This window comes from Corynebacterium provencense, from assembly GCA_900049755.1.
Lineage (GTDB): Bacteria > Actinomycetota > Actinomycetes > Mycobacteriales > Mycobacteriaceae > Corynebacterium > Corynebacterium neomassiliense.
On sequence record LT160592.1, the window covers coordinates 494,812 to 509,057 of the forward strand.

The following is a 14,246-nucleotide window of genomic DNA, read 5'->3' on the forward strand; positions in this document are numbered from 1 at the left end:
GTTGCCCCTGCCGCTGTCACCACTGTTGTGCTCCGGAGGTTGGTGACGCTCCAGTCTCCGGAAACCGGCGGGCGTGGCCGGTGTGCCGGAGCCGGATGACCCGGCCCGTCGGCGCCGGTCCTCCGGCCTTTTCACATCTTCTAAGAGCGTTTCGCGAGGCAAGGACTGTCTCGTATACGCATCTAGATGTGTATAGGAGACAACTCACTGTTCACCTGTCCTATTGTGCATGCTGACCGGTCCGGGACGTCTGCAGCGGGTACCGCGTGTCCCCTTACGGGTACCGTTGCCTGCACCCCCGGTCCGATACCGAAACGTGACTTTTTTCCGGGGACGGGTTGCCTCCGGGCCCCCGTCCGGTTACAGTTCATCTTCGTCAGATAACGATCCGGTCACGAAATGGTGGTCGGAATGTCACAGGACGCAGGGTGGACGGCCCTGGATCAACAGTTACGGAGACAGTGCAGACGATGACTGAAGCGCAACGGCCCGCAGGCCACCGGAAGATGGATACCTCGGCCAAGCGTCGGATGGCTTTCGCAGCTGTCGCCGTCACCGGAGTCGCCACCGCCGGCGCTGCCGGAGCCGGCGCCGCCACCGTCCAGTCCGCGGAGCAGGGGGACGCCACCGTCACCCTCGCCGCGGATTCCCGCGTTCTGGCCCAGGGTTCCTCCACGACGCCTTCCCGCGAGTCCGCAGCCCAGATCCTGGCCGTGCCCCCGGTGCAGAAGATCCAGGATCTCAGCGCCCAGCTGTCGAGCACCCTCGACTTCAACGCCGCCAGAATCGCCTCCGACCTTCTCTCCCGAACCCCGCAGACCGTGAAGCCGACCGACGGTACCTTCACCTCCGGTTTCGAGGTGCGGTGGGGGACGATGCACAAGGGCATCGATCTCGCTGCCCCTCTGGGTACCCCGATCGTCGCCGCCCAGGCCGGTGAGGTCATCAGCGCCGGCCCGGCATCCGGATTCGGTAACTGGGTCCGCATCCGTCACGACGACGGCACCATCACCGTCTACGGTCACATGCAGACCATCGATGTGACAGTGGGTCAGCAGGTCGTCGCCGGCCAGAAGATCGCCGGAGTCGGGAACCTCGGCTTCTCCACCGGCCCCCACTGCCACTTCGAGGTCTACCCCGACGGTGTCAACGCTGTGGACCCGAAGACCTGGCTGGCCGAGCGCGGCGTGGAGGTCTGACCCCCACCCGGACGGGTCTGACCACCGGACCCGCGGTCGTCCTCTGCAGTCAGCCCCGTTGCCGTCTGTGACCGACGGACGTTGTGTCGCAGAGTTTCAGCGCCGCACCCCGTTCTCGCGGGGTGCGGCGCTGACGTCGTCCGGGAGTGCCCCGGCACGGTGCGGACCCGCTCAGATCTTCTCCATCGGTACTCCGCCGATGAGCATCAGCCTGACCGTTCCGCTGGCCCCGAAGTCGATCGTGGCAGTGGCACGGACCCCTGAGCCGTCGACGGTCTTCACGGTCCCCAGACCGTACTTGTCGTGGTTGACACGGTCGCCGACAGCCAGTTCCAGCGGAGTGCCGCCACCCAGCGGTGAGGTCCCCTGACGCCGACGCGTTTTTTCCGTACCGGTTCCCCGTGATGAGGGGGTACCACGGAAACCCTGACCGGTGCCGTCCCTTCCCCAGTTTCCGGCAGAGGCCGCTCCGACGCGCAAACCTGTTCCTCCGGAGAAATCCGACCCCCAGGAGGGGACCGGCTCCTCACGGATCCAGTCGATGAGCTCACCTGGGATCTCGGAGAGGAAACGTGAGGGAGGATTGGTCGTGGGTGTCCCCCAGGCGGACCTGGTCATCGCCCTGGACAGGTACAGACGTCTGCGGGCCCGTGTGATCCCCACGTAGGCGAGTCTGCGTTCCTCGGACAGTTCTTCCGGGTCGCCGAGGGCACGCTGGTGGGGGAACTGGCCGTCCTCCCACCCGGTGAGGAAGACGACGGGGAACTCCAGTCCCTTCGCGGTGTGGAGTGTCATCAGGGTGACCAGGTCCTGTTCCTCTCCCGGGATCTGGTCCGCATCCGCCACCAGGCTCACCCTCTCGAGGAAGGCCTGCAGACTGCCCGGTTCCGCCTCTCCTTCGGCGAGCACGGCGTCCACCGAGCCGGCGGTACCGGCAGCCCCGTCACCGTCAGTTCGGTCGCCGGCGTCGGGGACACCTGCGGCGGTGCCCCCGGCACTGTCGGGCATGGCCTCGTATGCGGCGAGGTTCGCCGCTTCCTGGGAGAACTCATGTCCCACGGAGACCAGTTCATGGAGGTTGTCCAGCCGCGAACCGTCCTGCGGATCGTTCGACTTCTCAAGCTCCTCCGTGTAACCCGTCCGGTTGAGCACGTCCCTGATCACCGCTCCGAGATCCGGTATTCCCAGTGACGTCCCGTCGGAGGCCTCCATGAGGTGACCGGGGAGGGCGTCACGCAGCCCGTCCATGAGTTCGAGGAATCCCGCGATCGCGTTACGCCCCCTGCCGCTGAGACCGGGCACCTCGCCGGCAGCGGCGGCACGCAGACCGTCGGCGAAACTGACGCCCGTGTTCTCGGCGTGGACGCTGACACGGGACAGCGCACGGTCTCCGATACCCCTGCGCGGTGTGTTGATGATTCGGCGGAGGGCCATGGCGTCCTCCGGATTGTCGAGGGCCTTCAGGTAGGCGACGACATCCCGGATCTCCCGGCGTTCGTAGAACCGGGTACCCCCCACCACCCGGTAAGGAATTCCTGACCGGATGAGCATGTCCTCGATGACGCGGGAGGCGCTGTTCGTCCGGTACATCACCGCGATGTCACGGTAGGTGGCGTCACCGTCGTCGACGAGCTGGTCGACGGTCCTGGCGATGAACCGTGCCTCATCATGTTCGTTGTCGGCGACGTAGCCGCCGATGAGCGGCCCGTCGCCGGCATCGGTCCACAGTTTCTTCTCCCGGCGTCCCTGGTTGCGCGCGATGACCGCATTCGCCGCCGAGAGGATGTTCTGCGTGGAGCGGTAGTTCTGCTCGAGCATGACCGTCTCGGCGTGCGGGTAGTCACGCTCGAACTCCTCGATGTTGCGGATCGTCGCACCCCGGAAGGCGTAGATCGACTGGTCGGCGTCACCGACGACACACAGTTCCCCGGCGTCCTGTCCGTCACCGACGAGCGTGGACACCAGCACGTACTGGGCGTGGTTGGTGTCCTGGTACTCGTCGACGAGGATGTGGCGGAACCGCCGCCGGTAGTGTTCGGCGACGGCGGGACGGGTCCTCAGTATGGTGACGACCTCGCCGATGAGATCGTCGAAGTCCACCGCATTCGATTCGCGCAGCCGCGACTGGTAGTCGCGGTACACCAGCGCTATCTGCTCCCGATGGCGGTTGCTGTCCTCCTGCGCCTCCCGCAGGGCCTCGGCCGGGCCCTGGAGTTCGTTCTTCCAGTTGGAGATCACGGTCAGAACGCCCCGGGGCGCGAACTCCTTGAGGTCACAGTCATGCTCCTTGAGCACGACCGTGATGAGCCTCTTCTGGTCGTCGGAGTCGTAGATGGTGAAGTTCGAGTTGAGCCCCTCGACCAGCTGGGCGTTCGCCCGCAGAATCCGGACGCACAGGGAGTGGAAGGTGGAGATCCACATGCGCTCGGCGACCGGACCCACCAGGTCTGTGACCCGCTCACGCATCTCGGCGGCGGCCTTGTTGGTGAAGGTGATCGCCAGGATCTGCCACGGAGCGACACCGTGTGCCAGCAGCCAGGCGATGCGCCGGGTCAGCACACTCGTCTTCCCTGAACCGGCCCCGGCGACGATGAGCAGAGGAGAGCCGGTGTGTACGACCGCCGACCGCTGAGCGGGATTGAGGCCCCGGAGCAGCAGCTCCTCCCGTGCCGCACCGGGGCGTCCTGCCGGTGCACTTTCCGGGGTGCGGTGGCCGGCGTCCCGGGGGCCGGCACCGACGTCCGGGGACGACGGCGAAACGTGGAAGGGAGACGCCCGGAAGTCTGTCGCCGGGGCCTCGGGCAGCGGGGCGAGATGCGCGACCGAGTCCACGAAATCCTCCGCGAAGCTGTCCAGCAGGGCTCCGGCGTCCTCCGGAGGCAGGTCCTCCTCCGGTGGGGGGGCGTCGTAACCGGCGTCCCCGCCGAAGAGGTCCTCCGGTACGTCTGGCACGGGGATCTGCCCGTCAGCGGAGTGGTCGGACGTGCCCGGATTCACGGTGGGGTGCTCCTCGAAAGTGTCTGTGGGATCTTCTGTGGGACTGTCTGTCGACAGTGGTCTGTGCATAGGCTCTGTCCACCCTACAACCCGCCCGGACGTCATTTCCCCGTGCTGGTCACGGGGTCGGGTGGGGGGGCCGGTCAGAAGCCGGGTGAGGAACGCCAGCAGGCACGGGGCCTTTCGTGAATATCAGTGCATCGTCAGCACCCTGTCAGTGACAACGTCGCGGCAACGCTAGAATTACCGGTCATGAGCGACCCCCGGAACGTGGACCCCCGGAACGAGGCGGCGAACGCCTCCGTCAACGAGACCCTGAGCAGCGGCACCGATGACCCGCTGTCGGACGCCGAGATCCAGGAGTACCGCCGGGAGATCAACCGGCTCGACCGGTCGATCATAGACGCGGTGAAGCGGCGTTCCGAGATCTCCCGGCGCATCGGACAGACCAGGAAAGCCTCCGGCGGGACCAGACTCGTCTACGCGCGCGAGACGGCGATCCTCAACCAGTTCCGTGACGAGCTGGGGCCCGAGGGTGTGCCGATCGCCAATGCACTGCTGCAGCTGGGTCGGGGTCACCTCGGCAGATAGTCCCGGCCGGTTCCCAGCCGGCCACAGCCGGCCACAGCCGGTCCCCACACACCCTCACCGTGACTGTTCTTGACCGGTCGTGACTGTCCATGACCATTTTCGGCCGCAGTGTCCCAAATTTTCCTTGACTATCCACGCATTTCCACAGATAATCACTTCTGAGAGCTTTTCACGAGGCAAGGAAGTGACCACGGATGTACGCCGAGCTGAGGCAGGACGCCATCGCCGAGGAGATCCTCTCCAGCGGCGGTATGTCCGTCACCGACCTCGCCGCACACCACGGCGTCTCCGTCGAAACCGTGCGCCGGGACCTGGTCGCCCTGGAGAACGCCTGCCGGATCTCCAGGGTGCACGGCGGGGCGGTCCCCTACCGCAGGTCCGGGGGCAGGAGCGACACGGAGAACTCCGTCACCGAGCGTGAACAGCACTCCCGCGGGGCGAAGTCCCGGATCGCCGCCGCCGCCGCCGAGCTTCTGCCCTCCACAGGATCGGTCATCGTGGACTCCGGGACGACCACCGCACTGCTGGCCGAACCGATCCTCGCCCTCCCCGAACTCGCCGTGGTCACCAACTCCCTGGTCCTCGCACACAACCTGTCCAGCGCCGACCACCGTCTCCTGCGCACGGTCGGAGGCCGGGTCCGGGGTGTCACCCAGGCCGTCGTCGGGGCGGACGCCGTCTCCGACCTCAGCCGGTTGCGCGCCGACGTCGCCTTCCTCGGTGCCAACGGTCTCACCGTGGAGTTCGGACTCTCCACACCCGACCCCTCGGAGGGGCAGACCAAGGCGGCCATGGTGCACTCCGCACGCACGAGGGTCGCACTGGTGGACGCCACGAAACTCGGCGAGGAACTGCTGTACTCCTTCGCCCGGCCGGCGGAGGTTGACATCCTCGTCACCGACGCTCCCGCCGAGCACCCTGTCATCCGGTCCCTCACCAGTCTCGGAATGGACGTGATCCACGCATGATCGTCACCGTCACCCCCAACCCCAGTATCGACCGCACCAGGGTCCTCGCCGGCCCCCTGACCGTCGGAGGTGTCAACCGGGTTGTCTCCGGTACCGACCAGGCCGGAGGAAAGGGGGTCAATGTCGCCACCGTCCTGCACCGGGCAGGTGAAGCAGTGCTCTCCGTCGTCCCCGCACCGGCCAGCGGCCGGTTCGCCGGGCTCGTCGCCGCGCTGGGCGTCCCCACACGGTTCACCGGGGGTGCGGACGCCAGGGTCAACCTCACCGTCGTCGACACCGACGGCACCACCACCAAGATCAACGAACCCGGCGGCACAGGCGGCGACGGGCTGCCGGACCCCGCAACACAGCTGCAGGCTGAACTGGGACGTCTCGGAGAAGAGGCGGCGCCCGGTGACTGGCTGGTCCTCGCAGGCTCACTGCCCCCCGGATTCCCCGGTGACTGGTACGCGACAGTGACCTCGACGGCCCACGCCCACGGCCTGCAGGTCGCCGTGGACACCTCCGACATTCCCCTGACCGAACTCGTCAGAGTCGCCGGCACAGACCCTGCTGCAACACCTGACCTGATCAAACCCAACTCCCACGAACTAGCCCAGATCCTCGGCGGAGAGTCCTCCGACGGCGACGCCATGGAGGCAGCGGCCGAGGCCGGTGACCTCACCGTCGTCGCTGACGCAGCCTGCCGCCTCACCGGACGGGGTTTCACCACGGTCGTGGTGAGTCTCGGAGCCGCCGGAGCGGTCCTCGCGGCCGACGGGCACGCCTGGTACTGCCCGAGCCCTGCGGTGGACGCCGTGTCCACTGTCGGTGCCGGGGACTCCACCCTCGCCGGCTATCTCCTCGGGACAGTCCGTGGACTGGAACCGTCGGAACGCCTGGCGCTCGCCGTCGCCCACGGATCCGCCGCCGTCACCCTGCCCGGCACCACCCTCCCCTCCCCCACGGACCTGCCGACGTTTCTGCCGGAACCCCGCCAGATCCGCTGAGCCACCACACCCCCGCCACACTTCACACCAGGAGCACATCATGACCACACCGACGAACACCCCCGACACCGGTGGACCGGACGCCGGGCGTCCCCTCCTCATCCCCGAACTCGTCTCCCTGGACGCCGGACTGCCGGCGGACAAGGACGTCGTCCTCACCACGCTGGCAGACCTGCAGGTCTCCGCCGGCCGTGCATCGGACGCCACCGTCCTGCTCGGCGACATCCACGCCCGCGAGGCACAGGCCGCCACGGGCCTTCCCGGCGGCATCGCAATCCCCCACTGCCGCACCACCGCGGTGGACGCGCCGTCACTCGGAGTCGCCCGACTGTCCAACCCCACCGACTTCGGGGCGGATGACGGGCCCGCCGACCTGGTGTTCATGATCCTGGCACCGGCCGGGGCAGGCAGAGAGCACCTGAAGATCCTGTCCACCCTGGCCAGGTCCCTGGTGAAGAAGGACTACGTCGAGGCACTGCGCTCGGCCTCCTCCGAGGATGAGATCGTCGCGCTGGTCACCGAGAAGCTCAACGCGAGGAAGAAGAAGGCCGGGCCGTCGGCCGCGGCGTCCTCCACCGGCACCGCCGCTGGCAGCACCGGGAGAACCGGGGACGACGCAGACGCCGCAGACGCCGGAGAGGCCCCGACGAAGAAGGTCACGAAGATCGTCGGGGTGACCTCCTGTCCGACCGGGATCGCCCACACCTACATGGCGGCCGACGCACTCACCAACGCCGCCGCCAAACGGGACGACGTCGACCTCGTCATCGAGACCCAGGGCTCCTCCGGCAACGAGAAACTCACCGCCCGACAGATCGCCGAGGCAGACGCGGTCATCTTCGCCCACGGGGTCGCTGTCCGCGACATCGCCCGGTTCGCCGGGAAACCCGTCGTCGACGTGCCCGTCAAGAAAGGGATCTCCGACCCCGATGAGCTGCTCGACAGGGCCGTCGCCGCCTCCACGGCCGAGAACCCGAGTCGGGTCACCGCGTCCGGGGACGAAGAGGCCGGCGATGACACAGAGCAGAGCCCGGTCGGCTGGGGCACCCGTATCCAGCAGGCCGTGATGACCGGGGTGTCCTACATGGTCCCGTTCGTCGCCGCCGGCGGCCTGCTCATGGCTCTCGGGTTCCTCCTGGGCGGTTACAACGTCTCCAATGTCTGGGAGACGGCCGTCAAGGACTACTCCCTGTGGAACCTGCCCGGCCACCTCGGCTACGAGATGGACGGCAGCACCGAGGCTTTCACGTCCGACCGCTCCGGAATGCTCCTGTATCTCGGGGCGGTACTCTTCGGCGGGGGCACCACCGCCATGGGATTCCTCGTCCCCGCACTGTCCGGCTACACCGCGTACGCCCTGACGGGCCGCCCCGGAATCGTCCCCGGGTTCGTCGGCGGAGCAATCTCGGTGACCGTCGGGGCCGGCTTCATCGGAGGCCTGATCACCGGCGTCATCGCCGGGCTGGCGGCACTGTGGATCCAGTCGTACAAGGCACCGCGTTGGCTCGCCTCGATGATGCCCGTGGTGATCATCCCGCTGGTCGCCACACTGATCACTGCGGCGTCGATGTTCCTCGTCCTCGGCCGGCCGCTCGCCGCGGTGATGGAGGGTCTCCAGAACTGGCTGACCTCCATGTCCGACGGCACCCCGTGGCTGCTCGGGATCGTCCTCGGACTGATGATGTGCTTCGACCTCGGGGGCCCGGTGAACAAGGCCGCATACCTCTTCGCCACGGCGGGGCTGTCCACCGGCGATGACGCCGCACTGAAGATCATGGCCGCCGTCATCGCCGCCGGCATGGTTCCTCCGCTCGCCCTGGCCCTGGCCACTGCAGTCCGGCCCCACATGTGGACCCGTGAGGAACGCGAGAACGGCAAAGCTTCCTGGCTGCTCGGGGCGTCCTTCATCTCTGAGGGGGCAATCCCCTTCGCCGCGGCGGACCCGTTGCGCATCATCCCGTCGATGATGGTCGGTGGAGCCGTCACCGGTGCACTCAGCATGCAGTTCGGGGCAATGAGCCGTGCCCCGCACGGCGGATTCTGGGTCGCACCGCTGATGGACAACGCCTGGGGCTTCGTCATCGCCGTGATCGCGGGCACTCTCGTCTCCGCGGTGACGGTGCTCGTCGTCAAACAGGTCACGGCCAGGAAGGACGCCACGAAATCCGGTGACGCGACGTCCCCGGTGCCCGCCTGAACCCCCACCACCCCGGCGTGGACGCACACCGGACGGACGGTGGGAGAGTCGGCAGGTCACCGATAGATCACCAGTGACTGCTCCGGGTCATCCGGGGCGGTGACAGTGATGTAGCGGCACGTCCGCACCCTGCCGTCGATGCTCACCCGCCAGCTGCCCGACGTGTTCTCGTACGGTTCGTAACAGGTCCACAGCCGACGGAATGCAGGGTCCCCGAGCAGCCTCGCGACAGTGGACACCAGATTCTCCGTCGCAACACCCGTGGCCATCTTCATGTGGACCAGTCCGGTCACCTCCGCCGCCTTGTCCCTCCAGTCGACGTACACCCTGCGGCTGAAGCCCCGGTAGGCCGGGGAGAACATGTAGTCGACCAGTGACACCTGCGACGGAGCCTCCCCCGAGCCGGGAAACATGATCTCCCGGGTGCGCGCGTCGGCGAGCACGAGTCCGAGGTCACGGTCGAGCAGATGCCGCATGGTCGCGTCCGGAAACTGTGCCGCGACCTCGTCGAGGGTTGATCTTGCCCGCCCGCTCTCCTGCGCAGTGGTGCGGGTGACCGGCGCAACAGCATCACCGAACAACAGTCCGAGGTAGCGTCGGTCCAGGTCACTGAGCCGGAGGGCGTCCATGATGTTCTCCAGGACCGCCGGTGACGGGTTCAGCATCCTGCCCTGCTCCAGTTTGACGTAGTAGTCCATGCTGATCCCGGCGGCCCACGCGACCTCTTCCCGACGCATACCGGCGACCCTGCGGTCACTCACCGGATCGAAGACCGGCGAAGCAGGATCGGGGTCACACCGAGCCCTGCGGTCGCGGAGGAAACCGGAGACGGCGTCCTTCCGGTAGTTCCCCGGGTCAGGGACGGTCATTCATCCTTCACCCGTGCGTCCCTGGCCTCGGAGGCCGCCCGAATGAACGCCGGCAGATCGTCCGGGGTACGGGAGGTCACGAGGGTGAACCCGTTTGTGGGGTCCACCGACACCTCTTCGTCGACCCAGGTTCCTCCCGCGTTGGTCACGTCGACGGCGAGGCTGGGATAGGAGGTCAGGGTCTTACCGACGACAAGGTCGGTGCTGACCAGGAGCCACGGTCCGTGACAGATGGCTGCCACGGGGATTCCCGCGGACGCCGCCCCCCGGACGATCCTCTGGGCGTCCGGGTCGGTGCGCAGGGTGTCTGCGTTGACGGTACCGCCGGGAATGACCACCAGGTCGTAGTCGGACGCCGCGACCTCGGCCAGGGTGGTGTCACTGTCGACCACGGGTCCCTCAGCCCTGTCGCCGACCACGGTACGGATCTCACCGCCGTCGACGGAAGCTACCGTGACAGGCACGTCCGCCTCCTTGAATGCTTCGATCGGACGTCGGATCTCGTCGGTTTCGGTGCCGTAGTTGGTGGAGATGATGAGTACTCCGGTCATGTTCAGCTCCTCTGCTGTGACGTTCGGTTCGGTGGCCCGGATCCCGGCAGCCCGGATTCTGCTGGCCCGGATCCCGGCGGTCCGGTTTCCGGCGGTCCACCTTCCTGTGTACCCGGTCAGCCGTGGTTCTGCACCGGGGTGTACGGCTCGATGTCGAAGGCGGTGTCCACCAGCTCCGGACGGGTCCCGTCATTCAGGGTCCGCGACCACTGTGCATCGACCTGGTCGCGGACACTGTCGACCGTGTCCGCAGGAAGCACGTGCCGGTACATCGTGTCTCTGCCGGTCAGGACCTCGACACTGACGTCGACCACCTCGGCGGGATCGTACTGTTCGTGGGGGAAGGCGAGTCTGGTGTAGTCGTACAGTGACGGGGCCTTTTCCGGGGCATTTTCCGGGGCCTTTTCCGGGGCCGTGCCGCTCCCCCAGGACTTCCAGCCCTCGAACATCATGTCGTTGAATCCGGTGAGGTACGGGCCCGGGTTCACCGTCGCAACTGTGACGCCGAACTCGGCGAGCTCCTGGTCGAGTGCGTCGGCGAAAGCCTCGACGGCGTGCTTCGACCCGGCGTACGCGCCGGTGAACGGGTCCACCGTCAGTCCCGCGACCGAGGACATGAACACGATCCTGCCTGCTCCTTTCTCGACCATCTGCCGGGCGATGCCCTGGGTGAGCAGCACCGGGCCGAAGACGTTCACCTCGAACTGACGGCGGAGGACATGGGCGGGGATGTCGACGGTGGAGCCACCCTCGGCGATGCCCGCGTTGTTGAACAGGACGTCGACATCCCACCCGAGCGCCTTCTCGCGGTCCGCACTGTCGGTCATGTCGAGTTTCTCCGCCCGCAGTGTCACACCCCGGCGCCGGGCCTCCGCTCTCAGGGCCGTGACCTGCGGGGCAATCTCAACTCCCGCGATCACGTCATGCCCTTCCGCCGCGAGACGGAGAGCGATCTCGGCACCGAATCCGCTCCCCGCTCCGGTGATGAGGTAAGTCTGGGCTGCAGCGTCCATGGCGTCCTTCTTCCTGTGGTCGTCGTACTGCGGCGTTCTTCCCGCAGTGTCAGTTCCGACCGGTCACGATGCCGGCAGGTCCAGGTCCAGTGTGTGTCGGCGGACGCCCGCCTGTCCTGGGACTGTCGGTACCACCCTGTGCCCGGGGCACCCCGGCTCCCCGCGGGAAGGTCACACAGTCCCCGGAGGACGCCTCACTCCGCCGGCACCGCGGTACCCCGGGAACGGTGCTCCGGCCTGTCCACCCCACCCAACCGCACGGCCGGTCGTTCACGCCATCGGTAGGTCGCCGCTACCGCGGCACGTTGGCGGGCGGCGCGGTCCGCCAGTTCCGGGCCCACCCTCTCAGACACTCCGGGGCCCGGGGATCGGCCCTGCAGCTCCTTCTCGAACGCCAGGTGGGCGATGTCCTCCCAGTTCGCGTCGAGGTCGAACAACGGGGTGTACCCCAGAGACCGGTACAGGCCCACCGCCTCCGGCTGCCGTGGCCCGGTGGTGAGGTAGATGCGCCGGTAGCCCCGGTCTGCCGCAGCCGCCTCCAACGCGGCCATCACCCGGCGCGACAGTCCTTCCCTCCGGTGGGACGACGATGTCCACACTCTCTTGACCTCGGCAGTCTCCTCGTCGAGGTACATGAAGGCACCACCGGCGACAGTCTGGCCGTCGCGTCGGACCAGCAGGAGGGTACCGAGGGGTTGCTCGAACACCAGGGGCGGGAACAGGTCCAGTTCTTCGGGGGCGTCCTCGTCGCGGGCGAAGCCCTCGTAGTCCTCGTACCGGGAGGCGTACTCGAGATCCAGCTCTGCGACCAGCGGGGCGGCCTCGGGGGAATCTGTCCCGGCGACAATGATCGTGTCAGTCATGGCGCACAGCCTAACCCCGGAGGGGTCCGGCATGTCCCCGGTTCCACTCCGTAGTTTCACTCCGAACGATTCATAACCTGTGGATTCCTTGCCCCTGTGCACGGCCTGTCCTTAGTGTGAGCGCCCATGACACTCACCGGAACCGCCCCACCCGGGAACCCAGGACCTAATCCAGAAGCCAGCCCAGAAATCGGCCCAGAAGTCGGCACGGAGTCAAGACCGGGCACACCACCCGCCCCCGCTGACCACGCACAGGCGCTCACCGTCGTCCGGCAACGGCACTGGTGGCGGTGGGGTGTCTCAGTCCTTGTACTGTTCCTCCTGGCGCAGTTCATCTGGTCGCTCGTGACGACCCCCAACTACCGGTGGGACGTCTTCGCCCGCTACATCTTCGACCCCGCCATCCTCGCCGGACTGCGCCTCACGCTCGAACTCACTGCGGTGTCCATCCTCGGCGGATTCGTACTCGGTGGCGTCCTCGCGGTCTTCCGGCTCTCGGATTCGGCGGTGCTCAATGCCGCGGCCGCGGGCTACATCTGGTTCTTCCGGTCGGTACCGATCCTGGTGCAGATCCTCATCTGGTACAACCTCGGCTACCTCTACCCCACCCTCGGACTCGGAACACCGTTCACCGGCGACCACTGGCTCGTCGAGTTCCAGACCACCTCGCTGATCTCCGCCTGGTTCGCCGCCGCCCTGGGACTCACCCTCCACCAGGCCGCCTACTCCTGCGAGATCATCCGGGGCGGAATCCTCTCTGTCGACCAGGGCCAGTGGGAGGCTGCGGCCGCACTGGGCATCCCGGCAGGACGCCGCTTCTTCCGCATCATCCTGCCGCAGGCCGCGCGGGCGATCGTCCCCAATGCGTTCAACGAGATCATCGGACAGATCAAGGGCACTTCTGTCGTCTTCATCGTGGCACTGCCGGAGCTGTTCTACACCGTCCAGGTCATCTACAACCGCAGTTCAACCCCGATACCGCTGCTCATGGTCGCCGTGGCCTGGTACGCGGTGTTCACCACGGTGCTGTCCGTCATCCAGTTCTACGTCGAGCGCCGCTACTCCCGCGGAACGCAGAGAACACTTCCCCCTACTCCCTGGCAACGGACCCGCAGGGCCGTCACCGCATGGTGGCGTTCGCTCGACGACAGGGACGGCAGGAGCGACCGGGACGCGGGCACCGGCAACACCGAGCACACCGAGCACACCGAAAGCACGGTGAGACCATGACCACCACAACTCCGGTTCAATCCGGGAGGATAGTGATCGACAAGGTCTCCCGGAGCTTCGCGGGACACCGGGTGCTCACCGACGTCTCCCTCACCGTCGAACCAGGCGAGGTCGTCACGCTCATCGGGCCCTCCGGGTCCGGGAAGTCGACCCTGCTGCGCACCATCAACCACCTGGAGACGGTGGACTCCGGCTCCGTCACGATCGACGGAGAGTACATCGGCTACCGGCGCCACGGCGACCGGCTCCACGAGCTGCCCGCCCGCGAAGTCCTTCGACGGAGGACACGTGTAGGCATCGTCTTCCAGAACTTCAACCTCTTTCCCCACCTCACTGCGGCAGAAAACATCGCAGAGGCTCCCGTGGCACTCCACCGTCTCCCGAAGGACGCCGCACTGGCCCGGGCGGCCGAGCTCCTCGCCGATGTCGGTCTGGCGGACAAGGCACACCACTACCCCCGCCAGCTCTCAGGCGGTCAGCAGCAGAGGGTCGCCATCGCCCGCGCCCTCGCACTTGACCCCGACGTCCTGTTGTTCGACGAGCCCACCAGTGCCCTCGACCCGGAACTCGTCGGCGACGTACTGGCCGTGATCCGTGGCCTCGCCGACTCGGGCACGACACTGATCATCGTCACCCATGAGATCGGCTTCGCCAGGGAGGTGTCCGACCGGATCGTCTTCCTCAGCGACGGGGAGATCATCGAGGACGGCCCCCCGGAGCAGGTTCTCACCCACCCGACCCACCAGCGGACCCGACGCTTCATCGACAGCATCCTGTGA

General features: G+C 67.2%; 12 protein-coding genes. 7 read left to right on the forward strand and 5 right to left on the reverse strand.

The window, feature by feature from the left end; genetic code table 11:
• Positions 1–470 precede the first annotated feature (470 nt).
• Complete coding sequence (locus tag BN3906_RS02250) at positions 471–1,199, forward strand: M23 family metallopeptidase (protein ID WP_110481144.1); 729 nt, start codon at positions 471–473, stop codon at positions 1,197–1,199.
• 171 nt (positions 1,200–1,370) lie between these two features.
• On the opposite strand, the gene BN3906_RS02255 is transcribed toward BN3906_RS02250, so the two are convergent.
• A complete protein-coding gene (locus BN3906_RS02255) occupies positions 1,371–4,265 on the reverse strand; it encodes a UvrD-helicase domain-containing protein (protein WP_078057045.1) in 2,895 nt (964 codons plus the stop codon).
• 183 nt (positions 4,266–4,448) lie between these two features.
• On the opposite strand from BN3906_RS02255, the gene BN3906_RS02260 reads away from it, so the two are divergent.
• From BN3906_RS02260 to BN3906_RS02275, 4 genes are all read left to right on the forward strand, one after another.
• Positions 4,449–4,787, forward strand: a complete 339-nt coding sequence (locus BN3906_RS02260) for a chorismate mutase (protein ID WP_078057046.1) — start codon at positions 4,449–4,451, stop codon at positions 4,785–4,787.
• 194 nt (positions 4,788–4,981) lie between these two features.
• Entirely contained in the window at positions 4,982–5,755 is a 774-nt protein-coding gene (locus tag BN3906_RS02265; protein ID WP_066583561.1) for a DeoR/GlpR family DNA-binding transcription regulator, read from the forward strand.
• Complete coding sequence (locus BN3906_RS02270) at positions 5,752–6,744, forward strand: 1-phosphofructokinase family hexose kinase (RefSeq protein ID WP_066583563.1); 993 nt, start codon at positions 5,752–5,754, stop codon at positions 6,742–6,744. Before BN3906_RS02265 ends, BN3906_RS02270 begins: the two co-directional genes overlap by 4 nt.
• A gap of 40 nt (positions 6,745–6,784) precedes the next feature.
• Positions 6,785–8,941 carry a PTS fructose transporter subunit IIABC gene (locus tag BN3906_RS02275; RefSeq protein ID WP_066583573.1) on the forward strand — a complete coding sequence of 719 codons (2,157 nt, stop codon included), beginning with the start codon at positions 6,785–6,787 and terminating at the stop codon, positions 8,939–8,941.
• A gap of 56 nt (positions 8,942–8,997) precedes the next feature.
• Here BN3906_RS02275 and BN3906_RS02280 read toward each other — a convergent pair whose 3' ends face one another.
• The 4 genes from BN3906_RS02280 to BN3906_RS02295 form a co-directional block, all read right to left on the reverse strand.
• Complete coding sequence (locus tag BN3906_RS02280; protein WP_066583575.1) at positions 8,998–9,810, reverse strand: helix-turn-helix domain-containing protein; 813 nt, start codon at positions 9,808–9,810, stop codon at positions 8,998–9,000.
• The gene (locus BN3906_RS02285; RefSeq protein ID WP_066583578.1) at positions 9,807–10,361 is read right to left on the reverse strand and encodes a type 1 glutamine amidotransferase domain-containing protein; all 555 of its coding nucleotides are present in this window, start codon (positions 10,359–10,361) and stop codon (positions 9,807–9,809) included. Before BN3906_RS02285 ends, BN3906_RS02280 begins: the two co-directional genes overlap by 4 nt.
• A gap of 116 nt (positions 10,362–10,477) precedes the next feature.
• The gene (locus BN3906_RS02290; RefSeq protein WP_066583585.1) at positions 10,478–11,374 is read right to left on the reverse strand and encodes an SDR family oxidoreductase; all 897 of its coding nucleotides are present in this window, start codon (positions 11,372–11,374) and stop codon (positions 10,478–10,480) included.
• Positions 11,375–11,568: 194 nt separating this feature from the next.
• Complete coding sequence (locus BN3906_RS02295; RefSeq protein ID WP_066583589.1) at positions 11,569–12,237, reverse strand: GNAT family N-acetyltransferase; 669 nt, start codon at positions 12,235–12,237, stop codon at positions 11,569–11,571.
• Between the two features lie 345 nt (positions 12,238–12,582).
• On the opposite strand from BN3906_RS02295, the gene BN3906_RS02300 reads away from it, so the two are divergent.
• On the forward strand, positions 12,583–13,467 hold the full coding sequence (locus BN3906_RS02300; RefSeq protein ID WP_066583592.1) for an amino acid ABC transporter permease: 885 nt from the start codon (positions 12,583–12,585) through the stop codon (positions 13,465–13,467).
• Complete coding sequence (locus BN3906_RS02305; RefSeq protein WP_066583594.1) at positions 13,464–14,246, forward strand: amino acid ABC transporter ATP-binding protein; 783 nt, start codon at positions 13,464–13,466, stop codon at positions 14,244–14,246. The genes BN3906_RS02300 and BN3906_RS02305 overlap by 4 nt, the downstream gene beginning before the upstream one ends.

Excerpts from the sequence above, each read along its gene's own strand:
- BN3906_RS02250 (WP_110481144.1), top strand. The coding sequence starts at position 471 with ATGACTGAAGCGCAACGGCCCGCAGGCCACCGGAAGATGGATACCTCG.
- BN3906_RS02255 (WP_078057045.1), bottom strand. The coding sequence starts at position 4,265 with ATGCACAGACCACTGTCGACAGACAGTCCCACAGAAGATCCCACAGAC.
- BN3906_RS02260 (WP_078057046.1), top strand. The coding sequence starts at position 4,449 with ATGAGCGACCCCCGGAACGTGGACCCCCGGAACGAGGCGGCGAACGCC.
- BN3906_RS02265 (WP_066583561.1), top strand. The coding sequence starts at position 4,982 with ATGTACGCCGAGCTGAGGCAGGACGCCATCGCCGAGGAGATCCTCTCC.
- BN3906_RS02270 (WP_066583563.1), top strand. The coding sequence starts at position 5,752 with ATGATCGTCACCGTCACCCCCAACCCCAGTATCGACCGCACCAGGGTC.
- BN3906_RS02275 (WP_066583573.1), top strand. The coding sequence starts at position 6,785 with ATGACCACACCGACGAACACCCCCGACACCGGTGGACCGGACGCCGGG.
- BN3906_RS02280 (WP_066583575.1), bottom strand. The coding sequence starts at position 9,810 with ATGACCGTCCCTGACCCGGGGAACTACCGGAAGGACGCCGTCTCCGGT.
- BN3906_RS02285 (WP_066583578.1), bottom strand. The coding sequence starts at position 10,361 with ATGACCGGAGTACTCATCATCTCCACCAACTACGGCACCGAAACCGAC.
- BN3906_RS02290 (WP_066583585.1), bottom strand. The coding sequence starts at position 11,374 with ATGGACGCTGCAGCCCAGACTTACCTCATCACCGGAGCGGGGAGCGGA.
- BN3906_RS02295 (WP_066583589.1), bottom strand. The coding sequence starts at position 12,237 with ATGACTGACACGATCATTGTCGCCGGGACAGATTCCCCCGAGGCCGCC.
- BN3906_RS02305 (WP_066583594.1), top strand. The coding sequence starts at position 13,464 with ATGACCACCACAACTCCGGTTCAATCCGGGAGGATAGTGATCGACAAG.